The sequence below is a fragment of the Kribbella sp. genome, from assembly GCF_035687465.1.
Taxonomy (GTDB): Bacteria; Actinomycetota; Actinomycetes; order Propionibacteriales; family Kribbellaceae; genus Kribbella.
Map to the genome: position 1 here is coordinate 1 of NZ_DASRXP010000039.1, position 11,111 is coordinate 11,111.

General features: G+C 66.9%; 11 protein-coding genes. 5 read left to right on the top strand and 6 right to left on the bottom strand.

Annotated features, from left to right (window positions below; genetic code table 11):
* The coding region (locus VFG33_RS01865) for a LysR substrate-binding domain-containing protein (RefSeq protein WP_325021670.1) at positions 1-189 on the top strand (189 nt) is incomplete at its 5' end.
* 21 nt (positions 190-210) lie between these two features.
* Here the strand turns inward: VFG33_RS01865 and VFG33_RS01870 are convergent.
* From VFG33_RS01870 to VFG33_RS01890, 5 genes are all read right to left on the bottom strand, one after another.
* Positions 211-993 (bottom strand): hypothetical protein, encoded by a 783-nt coding sequence (locus VFG33_RS01870; RefSeq protein ID WP_325021672.1) that lies wholly within the window; start codon positions 991-993, stop codon positions 211-213.
* Positions 994-1,096: 103 nt separating this feature from the next.
* On the bottom strand, positions 1,097-1,864 hold the full coding sequence (locus VFG33_RS01875) for an SDR family NAD(P)-dependent oxidoreductase (protein ID WP_325021674.1): 768 nt from the start codon (positions 1,862-1,864) through the stop codon (positions 1,097-1,099).
* 61 nt (positions 1,865-1,925) lie between these two features.
* Positions 1,926-2,762: a carbohydrate ABC transporter permease gene (locus tag VFG33_RS01880; protein ID WP_325021677.1), complete on the bottom strand. Its 837-nt coding sequence runs from the start codon at positions 2,760-2,762 to the stop codon at positions 1,926-1,928.
* Positions 2,759-3,730, bottom strand: coding sequence for a carbohydrate ABC transporter permease (locus tag VFG33_RS01885; protein WP_325021679.1), 972 nt, complete (start codon positions 3,728-3,730; stop codon positions 2,759-2,761). Before VFG33_RS01885 ends, VFG33_RS01880 begins: the two co-directional genes overlap by 4 nt.
* Before the next feature lie 4 nt (positions 3,731-3,734).
* The gene (locus VFG33_RS01890) at positions 3,735-5,042 is read right to left on the bottom strand and encodes an ABC transporter substrate-binding protein (RefSeq protein WP_325021681.1); all 1,308 of its coding nucleotides are present in this window, start codon (positions 5,040-5,042) and stop codon (positions 3,735-3,737) included.
* A gap of 213 nt (positions 5,043-5,255) precedes the next feature.
* Here VFG33_RS01890 and VFG33_RS01895 point away from each other — a divergent pair, with 213 nt between their 5' ends.
* From VFG33_RS01895 to VFG33_RS01905, 3 genes are all read left to right on the top strand, one after another.
* Complete coding sequence (locus VFG33_RS01895; protein WP_325021683.1) at positions 5,256-5,960, top strand: FadR/GntR family transcriptional regulator; 705 nt, start codon at positions 5,256-5,258, stop codon at positions 5,958-5,960.
* 136 nt (positions 5,961-6,096) lie between these two features.
* The gene (locus tag VFG33_RS01900) at positions 6,097-8,139 is read left to right on the top strand and encodes a glycosyl hydrolase family 28-related protein (protein WP_325021685.1); all 2,043 of its coding nucleotides are present in this window, start codon (positions 6,097-6,099) and stop codon (positions 8,137-8,139) included.
* A gap of 78 nt (positions 8,140-8,217) precedes the next feature.
* Positions 8,218-9,372 carry a pyridoxal phosphate-dependent aminotransferase gene (locus VFG33_RS01905; protein ID WP_325021687.1) on the top strand — a complete coding sequence of 385 codons (1,155 nt, stop codon included), beginning with the start codon at positions 8,218-8,220 and terminating at the stop codon, positions 9,370-9,372.
* Positions 9,373-9,385: 13 nt separating this feature from the next.
* Here the strand turns inward: VFG33_RS01905 and VFG33_RS01910 are convergent, their stop codons facing one another.
* Positions 9,386-10,288 (bottom strand): oxidoreductase, encoded by a 903-nt coding sequence (locus VFG33_RS01910; RefSeq protein ID WP_325021689.1) that lies wholly within the window; start codon positions 10,286-10,288, stop codon positions 9,386-9,388.
* A 135-nt stretch (positions 10,289-10,423) separates the two neighbouring features.
* Here VFG33_RS01910 and VFG33_RS01915 point away from each other — a divergent pair, with 135 nt between their 5' ends.
* A complete protein-coding gene (locus tag VFG33_RS01915; RefSeq protein WP_325021691.1) occupies positions 10,424-10,996 on the top strand; it encodes a TetR/AcrR family transcriptional regulator in 573 nt (190 codons plus the stop codon).
* Positions 10,997-11,111: the final 115 nt, after the last annotated feature.

Consider the following 11,111-nt stretch of genomic DNA (forward strand, 5'->3'; position numbering starts at 1 on the left):
GGCGCCGGGGTCTCGCTGGTCCCCCGGCTGGCCTTGCGCGGAAGCACTGCGGGCGCAGCGGTGATCCGGCCGCTGAGCGACCCGACCCCCGTACGCCGGGTGTTCGCTGCCGTCCGCCCAGGTCGTGCGGAGCATCCCCTCGTGGCAGCCACGATCGCCGCGCTGGTGGAAGCCGCTCGGGAGTTATGACCCAGCGCGCTAGCCGCCGACTTAGCTGAGGTGAGCGGCGGCCGAGCGGGCGAGCTTCTCGAAGTTGGCCGCCTTGACGCCCTTGCCCATCTCCCGGAACGCGATCACCGAGACCACAGTGCCCTTGCGTGTCACGGCGTACGGGAAGCCGCCGTCCTCGCTGCCGGGGTCGGACGGCAACGGGTAGTCGTACCAGCGCAGGATCCTGGTCGCGTCGCCGAGCGCGATCGACCGGTTCTCGGTCAGCTTCCGCGCATGCGTCGGCGCCGGCCGGGCCGCCTTGCAGGACTGGATCGTCGTCAGGATGCGCTCGTACGCCGCAGTCGCGGTGCCGACGTCCTTGTACCGGGTCAGCCATTGCCCGCCGGACGCGTCCAGGCCGTTCGAGAAGTTCCGGCTCAGACTGCCGAGGACGTCGTCACCACGGGTCGACGAGCGCCCGCAGATCGGCGTACTGGCACTGCCTTCGGTGGCGGCCCAGCCTCGCTTCGGATCGCCCTTGGCGACCTCCGAACCGGTCAACAGCATCGAGGTCGTCAGCCGGATCGGCTTCACCGGCGTCGGCGACTCCACCGGCGGCGGGACGGGCTTGGTGGTCTTCCCAGGCGTCGGCGTCATTGACGGTGTCCGTGTCGGTGTCAGGGCGGGAGTCGGCGGCAGGCTCGGTGCCGTCGTGCTCGGTGTGCTGGGCGGTGGCGTGGTGGAGGTGCTCTCGTCGGCCGCCGGCTTCGTACTGTTGCCGCAGGCCACAAGCACCAGCCCCATCGCCGCGGCCCCGGCCCGCTTCCATCCCCGTGTGGCCATGTCCCCAACCTTCCCCGCTCGCCAATCCCTCGACTTGATTGACGCTAGCGAGCCCCAGTTGGTTGGAACGGGATCTCCCCCGGCCTGGCGTGTTCCGGCAATCTCAGGCGCGGCGACGGCCGTCGAGGCCGACGGTGGAGACGCGGGCGATCAGGCCGCGGGGGACATAGCGGCTAGCGGCCACGATCAGCCTGTAGCGCCAGGTCGGGATCGAGATCGACTTGCCCTGCATCAGGTCCTTCCAGGCCGCGTCGACCAGTTCGGTCGCGTCCAGCCACATGAACGACGGGATGATCGTCTTGTCCATCCCCATCCGCTCGTGGAACTCGGTGTGCACGAACCCGGGGCACAAGGCCATCACCGCGACGCCCTTGGCGTGCAACTCGATCGCCAGGCCGGCGGAGAAGTTCGTCACCCAGGACTTGTGCGCGCTGTAGCTGCCGCGCTGGAAGAATCCCGCGACCGACGACACGTTGATCACGGCGCCGGAACCACGCTCGATCATCGGCAGGACGGCGGCGTGCGTCAGCCGCAGTACCACCCGGACGAGCAGGTCGAACTGCTTCTCCTCCAGCTCGATCGGGTTCGCCCAGAACGGCTTCTTCTGCCCGAATCCGGCATTGTTCACCAGCACCTCGATCGGCCCGGACCGGAAGCGCTCCTCGACCACCGCCAGCTGCTCCGGGTCGGTCAGGTCCGCCGCCAGTACCTCACAACCGACCCCGTGCAGCCGGGTGATCTCGGTCGCGACCTCCTTCAGCCGGGCCTCGTCGCGCGCGACCAGCACCAGGTCGTAACCCTCGAGTGCCAGCTTGTCCGCGAAGGCCCGCCCGATACCGGCCGTCGGCCCAGTGATCAACGCAGTCGCCACGTGTCCGTCCTTCCGTCCTCGACGCGACCAGTCTGTCACTACCCTGGGCGCTCGCCGGACTTCACTCCTTGACGGCGCCGGCGGTCAGGCCCTCGACGATGTAGCGGCTGGCGAACGCGAACAGGATCATGGTCGGGATGATCGACAGGACGGCGGCGGCCGACATCGACCCCCAGTCGATGTTGTAGCTGCTGATGAAGCCGTTGAGGGCGGCCGGGACCGTCTTGTGGCTATCGCTGTTCAGCAGCGTGACCGACAGGAACAGCTCGTTCCAGCAGTTCACGAAGTTGAAGATGTACGACGCCGCCAGGCCCGGCGTCATCACCGGGACCAGCACCCGGAACAACGCCGACAACCGCGAGCAGCCGTCCACCATCGCGGCCTCCTCGAGCGAGGCCGGCACGTTCTCGAAGAACCCGCGCAACATCACCGTGCACAACGGGATCGACACGGCGACATAGACCAGCACCAGGCCGAACCGGTTGTCGACCAGGTAGAGCTTGGTCATCAGGATGTAGAGCGAGCCGAGCGCGATGAAGCCCGGGATCATCTGGGTAACCAGGAAGGCACCCATCACCGCGCCCTTCGAGACGAACTCGAACCTCGCCAGCACATAGGCCGACAGCAGCGAGATCACTGTGGCGAATGCCGCCGCGACCGTCGACACGATCAGGCTGTTGACCAGGTAGACGGCGAAGTTGGACTGGTCGAACAGCCCGCGGTAGTTGTCCAGCGAGAAGTCCGACGGCCAGTACTTCAACGGGTACGCGAAGATCGAGCCCGGATCCTTGAACGACGTGACCAGGATCCAGTAGAGCGGGAACACCGTGAGCAGCAGGCAGATCCCCAGCCCGCTGAACTTCACGATTCGCCCGGGCAGTGTCTCGTTGTGAATCACGCGGCCGCCCTCCGACCCGTAGTACGGGGGGTTCGCTGCCGGATCGCGAGCAGGTAGAAGATCGCGAACAGCATGAGTACGAAGACCACCATCACGCCCATCGCCGAGGCGCGGCCGTAGTCGCCTTCCTGGGTCACCTGGATCATGTACGACGTGACGATGTGCGTCTCGTTCGCCGGGCCACCACCGGTCATCCCGAAGATCAGTTCCGGCGAGTTGAAGATCCAGATCACCCGGAGCAGGACGGTCAGCGCCAGCGTGGTCCGGATCGACGGGATGGTGATGCTGAACAGCGTCCGCACCTTGCCGGCGCCGTCGATCGCGGAGGCCTCGTAGAGCTCGTCCGGCACGGACTGCAGTGCGGCCAGGATCATGATCGCGAAGAACGTCACGCCGTACCAGATGTTCGCGATGATGACAGCGGCCATCGCGTACTTCGCGTCCGCCAGCCAGGGCACCGGGGTATCGATCAGGTGCGTCTTCATCAGCAGGTCGTTGACCACGCCGAACTCGCCGTTGAACATCCAGCGGAACAGGATCCCGATCAGGAACCCGGACACCGCCCAGGGGAAGAACACCAGCGCCTGGTAGGTGCCGCGGAACCTGAACCTCCGGCGCAACCACAGCGCCATCGTGAAGCCGATCAGGAACTGCGGCACCAGCGAGCCGACCACCCAGACGATCGAGTTCTTCACCGTGCCACGGAACATCTCGTCGTCCAGCAGGGTGCGGAAGTTCTGCAGCCCCACCCACGAGGTGTCGGACAGATCGTTCAGGTTGTAGTTGCGGAAGGCCATCTGGATGCCGTTCAGCAACGGGTAGTAGGTGAAGAGCCCGACGAAGACGATCGCCGGGGTCATGAAGGCGAGCATGATCAGCGCGGTCCGGCCGGTGAACTGCCGTCGCCGGGTCACCGGCCGTCTCGTGGGCGGCTTCAGGGCCGGTCGGTCGGTGTCGGTCAGAGCCATCGGATCAGTTCCCGGCCCACTTCTTCGTCCAGTACTCGTCCCAGCTCTTCAGGATCTCGGCCGGCTGGGCCTTACCCGTGATCAGCTTCTGTACGTCGGCGTCGGCCTTGTTGCCCCACTCCGTCGACCACGGGACACCCCGCGGCTGCGTCACCACGACGTAGGTGTCCGGCGAGGAGTTCATCGCGACGTACGACGCCCAGGGGCCGTCCTTGAAGAACGGGTCCTCCGCGGCGCTCTTGAGGATCGGGACCAGGCTGTTCTCCTTGGAGAACGTCATCGCCGCGTCGCCCGAGGTCAGGAACTTCACCAGCTTCACGGCCTCGGCCTTGTGCTCGCTGCCCTGGGCGACGCCCCAACCCGCGTTGGCGAGAGGCTGCGCCGCCTTGCCGGTCGGGCCGACGGGGAGCGGCGCAGTACCCCACTGGTCCTCCTTGATCGTCTTGGATTCCTTGACCGTGGCGATCACCTCGGGGTCCTGGAGCAGGAACCCGGTGGTACCGGAGGTGAAGCCCTGCACCATCTCCGGATAGCCCCAGCTGACCGAGGAGGGCGGTGACGCGGACTTGAACAGATCGACGTACAGGTTGAGCGCGTCGACCGCCTTCGGCGACGAGAAGATCGTCTTGCCGCTGGTCAGCTTGAAGGCGTTGTCCCGGTTGAGCTCGTCGATCACGTAGCCCGAGATCACCGCGATCGCGTTGCCGCCGGCCCCGAGTCCGCCGCGGAAGGAGTACCCGTACTTGTTCTTGGACGGATCGTTGATCTTCTTCGCCTGCTCGACCATTTCGGTCCAGCTCTTCGGCGGACCGCTGAAGCCGGCCTGCTGGACCAGGTCCTTGCGGTAGAACAGGGACAGACCGTAGAAGCCGTACGGGACCATGTACGACTTGCCGCCTTGCTGCGCGACCTTCAGCGCATTCGGGGTGAGCGCTCCGAGGCCGTCCCAGTCCTTCAGGTCGGGGGCCATGTCGTAGATCCACTTGTTGGTGGAGAACGGGCCGACGGTGGTGTCGCGGACCTCCAGCACGTCCACGCCCTTGCCGGACTGGAGCATCTGCTGGATCTTCTGATCCGCCTGGTTCGTCGGCGGTGAGATGAGCTGCACCTTGACGCCGCTGTTGGCCGCCTCGAAGTCCGCGATCAGCTTCTTCAGCAAGGTGGTCCGGGTCGGGTTGGTCAGGCTCTCGACCATCTGCAGCTTGATCTCGCCGCTGGCCTTCTCCGCCGGGCCGGGGCCGCAGGCGGTCAGTACCAGCGCGGCCGCGGCGAGGGCGGCGGTGAAAGGTGCGAGCATCTGTCGGTGACGCATGGCGGTTCGCCTCCAGGGGAACTGGGGTGAGACTTTGCCCTGACATCAGATGAGTGGGCCACCCGTTCGCAGCAGATTAGCCATCATTGCGCTGAGACGACAAGGACTCGGCGGCGATGTGACCGTAAGTGCTCTGAGGACTTATCCTCGCGATGCTGGACATCTCGGGTGTTGGTCTCAGGTGCTGGGTCTCAGGTGTTGAGGGAGGAATCGATGGCAGCCACGGACAACGCGCTGGCCGGCCTGCGGCAGATGATCGCTTCTGGCGAGCTCGGGCCGGGAGCGAAGTTCCCGCCGGAGCCGGAGCTCTGCGACCACCTCGGCGTGTCCCGGAGTTCGCTGCGCGAGGCGGTCAGGTCGCTGTCGGCGCTCGGCGTGATCGAGTCGCGGCACGGGTCCGGCACGTACGTCTCCGCGCTGGACCCGGCCGAGATCATCAGCCGGTTCTCGCTGTCGGTCGAGTTGATCCCGCTCGAAGGCGTGCTCCAACTGCTCGAGGTACGCCGCGTCCTGGAGGCGCACGCAACCGCGGCAGCGGCCGCCCGGCAGGATCCTGCGCTGGAGGCGCAACTGGGCGACATCCTCGACCGGCTCGAAGCGACCACCGACGCGGCCGAGATCCAGGCGCTGGACGCCGAGTTCCACGGCGCGATCTGCACGGCCGGCGGCAACCCCACGGTGACAGCCCTGACGGGGGTGATCCGCGGTCGCGGCGGGCACTACCGGATCTTCGCACCGGGCGCCGAGTTCGAAGCGATCAAGCAGACCAGCGACCGCGGGCACCGCGCGATCCTCGAAGCCATCGCCCACCGCGACCCGGCCGCCGCGGCCACCGCCGCCTCGGCCCACATCGCCCAGACCGAGCTGTGGCTCCGCGCTCTCCGCCCCAACCCTCAGGTGGCCCTTCCCACCGACTGACACCGGGGCAAACGCGGGAAATTTCTTTCGATTGTCGAGATCTTGCAGCCGATGGTCGGGATGCGTATCGTCCGGCCCCAAGCGGTGACGCCTGCCGGGCCCCGATGACGAGGCACGGCCACTGATCCTGAGGGGGATGTCGCCCGTGTCCCATCCTGTCCTGTCCCGTCGCCGCCGGCTTGCGGCGACCAGCGTCGTCCTAGGCGCTCTCCTGGCCGTACCGGCCTTGTCCGCCACAGCCCGGCCAACCCCATCCGTGGACACCTCCACTACCGCACAGACCACGGCGAGCTCAGCACCCAAGATCACCCGGGCCGGACTGGATCCCGCGTTGGTCGCCGGCCGCGGAGCGACCGTGCCATTCGTCGAGCAGGAGGCGGAGAACGCCACCACGTCCGGCGAGAAGATCGGGCCGAGTCGTGAGGCCTACACCTTGCCCGCCGAGGCTTCGGGGCGCAGCGCAGTACGGCTGACTGCGTCGGGGCAGTACGTCGAGTTCAAGTTGTCACGGCCTGCCAATGCGCTGACCTTGCGGTACAGCATTCCCGACGCGCCGGCGGGTGGCGGGATCACGGCGCCGCTCGACGTCACGGTCAACGGGAAGCGCAAGCAGACCATGACCCTGACGTCGCAGTACGCCTGGCTCTACGGCATGTATCCGTTCTCCAACGACCCCAACGTCGACCCGAACCCCGGCTGGTGGAAGCCCGAGCCTGACCCGGTGACCAAGCCGTTCCGGCCGAACCACTTCTACGACGAGCAGCGGCTGCTGCTCGGCAAGACCTACCAGGCCGGCGACAAGGTCCGCTTCCAGATCCCGTCCGGCAGCCCAGCTTCCTGGTACGTGCTCGACGTCGCGGACTTCGAGCTGGTCGGTACGCCGATCCGGCAGCCGGCGAAGTCCTTGTCCGTCAGGCTCTTTGGCGCCGACCCGAGCGGCCGGCACGACGCGGCTCCGGCGATCGAGCGGACCATCGCGGCCGCCAAGAAGATCAGCTGGACCGTATTCATCCCACCGGGCACCTACCAGGTGAACCGGCACATCGTCGTCGACAAGGTCACCGTCCGGGGCGCCGGGAACTGGTGGACCATCATCAAGGGTTCAGTGCTTCCGTTGGCTCAGCCTGCGCCCGACAACTCAGTGCATACCGCGCCCGGGTTCTACGGGAAGTACTCGGCCGACGGCGGCAGTACCAAGGTCCACCTGTCCGACTTCGCGATCGAGAGCGACGTCCGGGAGCGCATCGACACCGACCAGGTGAACGGCATCGGTGGCGCGATCGGCGGCGGCTCGACCATCCAGAACCTCTACCTGCACCACACCAAGGTGGGGATCTGGCTCGACGGCCCGATGAGCGGCCTGCTGATCCGCAACAACATCATCACCGACGCGATCGCGGACGGGATGAACCTGCACCTGGGCGTCTCGAACGTCCGGGCGACCAACAACTTCATCCGCAACAGCGGTGACGACGGGCTGGCGATGTGGTCCGAGGCCAACCCCGAGGGCCTCGTCAACCACAACAACGTCTACGACCACAACACAGTGCAAACACCTGTCCTGGCGAACAACATCGCGATCTACGGCGGTCGCGACAACGCGGTCACGGACAACCTGGTCGCCGACCCGATCCGCGAGGGCAGCACCCTGCATGCGGGATCGCGATTCAACTCGACGCCGTTCGAGGGGACGCTGTCGTTCGCCCGGAACACGACGGTCCGCGGTGGGCCCAGGGATCTGAACTGGGACCTGGGTCTCGGCGCGATCTGGCTCTACGCCCTGCAGTCGAACATGTCCGGCAAGATCGAGGTGACCAACAGTTCGTTCCTGGATTCGACGTACAACGCGGTCATGTTCGTGGTCGACTGGCCGGTCAAGGACGACTACGCGCTGACGAACGTTGCCTTCCGCAACATCAAGGTGGACGGGACCGGGACGAACGTGGTGAACGCCCGGGTCGGCGGCTGGGCCACCTTCGAGAACGTGGATGCCCGCAATGTGGGAGCGCCGTTCATCAACAACTGCGGCACCTTCCACTTCACCGGTACGCCGGAGTTCGACGTACGGCTGCTCGGTAACAGCAACGACGGCGGCTGGACGGCGGACGCGGGCGCACCCGGTCACTGCGAGGACCGGCCGCCGGTGGTTCCGCCACCACCGCCGGGTCCCTGGAACTGACAGGCAGGTCGTGCGGTGGGTCCAGAGGTTGGGCCCACCGCACGGCTCTGTGCAAGGCCGGGGGTTAGGGTCGGAGGCATGCGCGAACACGCTCAGCGACTGCAGGGACTCGGGACGACCATCTTCGCCGAGATGTCGGCCCTCGCGGTGCAGACCGGCTCGGTCAACCTCGGCCAGGGATTCCCCGACACCGACGGCCCGGACTCGCTGCTCGAGGCCGCCGTCGCCGCGATCCGCAGCGGCGCGAACCAGTACCCGCCCGGCCGTGGCATCCCGGCCCTCCGCCAGGCGATCGTCGACCACCAGAAGCGCTTCTACGACCTGTCCTACGATCCGGACACCCAGGTTCTCGTCACCACCGGCGCCACCGAGGCGATCGCCGCCGCCCTGCTCGCGTACGTCGAACCAGGTGACGAAGTGATCGCCCTCGAGCCGTACTACGACTCGTACGCCGCGTGCATCGCGATGGCCGGCGGTCGACGGGTCCCGGTCACGCTCCGCGCCCCGGACTTCCGCCTGGACGTCGACGAACTCCGGGCCGCCGTGACCCCGCGCACCAAGGTTCTGCTGATCAACTCCCCGCACAACCCGACCGGCACCGTGCTGGACGACACCGAACTGCGCGGGATCGCCGCGATCGCCGTCGAGCACGACCTGGTCGTCATCACCGACGAGGTGTACGAGCACCTGATCTACGACGGACTCCAGCACCGCCCGCTCACGGCGTACGAGGGAATGGTGGAGCGGACCGTGTCCATCGGCAGCGCGGGCAAGACGTTCTCCGTCACCGGCTGGAAGATCGGCTGGGTCACCGGTACTGCCTCCGTCGTCACCGCCGTGAACACGGCCAAGCAGTTCCTCACCTACGTCTCCGGCGCCCCCTTCCAGCCGGCCGTCGCCGGAGCGCTTGCCCTAGGCAACGAGTACTTCGACGACCTGCGCGCCACCATGCAGGCCAAGCGAGACCTGCTCTGCGACGGCCTGGAATCCCTCGGCTTCGGCGTCCACCGCCCCCAGGGCACGTACTTCGTCACCACCGACGTCCGCCCACTCGGCTACACCGACGGCGTCGAGTTCTGCCGGATGCTCCCGGAGAAGGCCGGCGTGGTCGCGATCCCCCACCAGGTCTTCTACGACAACATCGAAGCCGGCCGACCCCTGGTTCGCTGGGCCTTCTGCAAACAACCCCACATCCTCGAAGAAGCCCTGAACCGCCTCGCGAAGCTCGCCTGATTTCAGGGATTCCTCAGAGGACGTCGTACCGGACGCCGGTCAGCTGCTCGGACACGTCCCACAAGCGACGTTGGACAGCTTGGTCGTGCGACCGCGCGGTCGAGGTCAGCAGGGTCGGCTTCCCTCTGAACTCGAACCATCCGTCCGGGCCGTAGTACTCGCCACCTCGCGCTGCCGGATCGACAGCAGCGCGCAGGATCGGCAGTGCACCGGCCTCCACCGGGTGCGTGATCGGACGCGCGAGCCCCCAGTTCTTCCCGTGGAAGAGGATCGGCAGGTTGCGGTTGAGCTCCGATCGCGCGCCGCCCGGGTGCGCCGCGAGGGCAACGGTCGTGGCTGCCTTCGCGGCCAGTCGACGCTGCAACTCGTAGGTGAAGAGGAGATTCGCCAGCTTCGACTGGGCGTATGCGGCGCCGGGCCGATACCGCCGTACCGACTGGAGATCGTCGAAATCGATCCGCCCCTGCTTGTGCGCGGGACTCGCGACCGTGACGATCCGGGAGCCTTCGACTGGCAGCATCCGCTCGAGCAACAACCCGGTCAGCGCGAAATGCCCGAGATGATTGGTGCCGAACTGGAGCTCGAACCCATCCGCTGTCGTACTGCGCGGCGGCCTCATCACGCCGGCGTTGTTGATCAGCACATCGAGCCGCTCGTACTCCGCGCCGATCCGCCGCGCCGCCTCGTGCACCGATTCCAACGAGGCGAGGTCGAGCACAACCACGCTCACCTTCGCGTCCGGCGTCGCTGCCTTGATCTGCTCGCGCACCACGCCCGCCTTGGCTTCATCCCGACAAGCCAGTACTACGTGCGCGCCCGCCTCGGCGAGGACAACCGCGACCCGGCGGCCGACCCCGGTCGTCGCTCCAGTGATGACCATTGTGCGCCCTGACTGATCCGCGATCGAGCTGGCCATGAGCTCCTCCTGTAGTATCCGGGATGTGTATCCCGCTTACTGTGACGATACGGGATGCTCATCCCGTTTAACAACGCATGGCCGACCGCCCATTACCGTTGCCGGCGCCGTTGCCGTCGACCCGGTCGGTCCGCGATGACGGAACCGGTCAAGGCCCAGCGGGCCGACGGGCAGCGCAACCGCGGTCGCGTGGTGGAAGTAGCTGAAGCCGCCTTCGCCCAAGAGGGATTGACTGTTCCCATCTCGGAGATCGCCCGCCGCGCAGAGGTCAGTACAGGCACGGTCTCGCGGCACTTCCCCACCAAGGCCGCCCTGATCGAAGCGGTCCTGCTCACCGTCCTGGAGCGCTTGGAGGAGAAAGCGCGCTCCCTCCTCACCGCAGACGATCCCGGCGAGGCCTTCTTCTCCTACTTCCACCGACTCGTCATCGAGGGAACCACCAACAAGGCCTTGTTCGACACCCTCGCCGCAGCCGGCCCCGATAGCGACCTCAAGAACGCCGTGACCTCAGCCGGCACAGCCCTGACCACAGCCCTCGGCAACCTCTTGAATCGCGCCCAGCAAGCAGGCGCAGCCCGCACCGACATCACCCCCGACGACCTCTCCGCCATCCTCGTAGGCGCCCTGGCCATGCAGTCCCACGCCACCCCCGCCCCCTCTCCCCACCTAGCCGCCCTAGCCACAGACGCCCTCCGCCCCCACCCCTGACCCCCATCGAGAGGCCATCCTGGGGCAGATGCGGGCAGATCTGCGCTCGGCATGACACGACCCTCACCGTGTGCAAGGATTGCAACAGCTCGCCAGGTGCTGCTTGGGGAGAAGT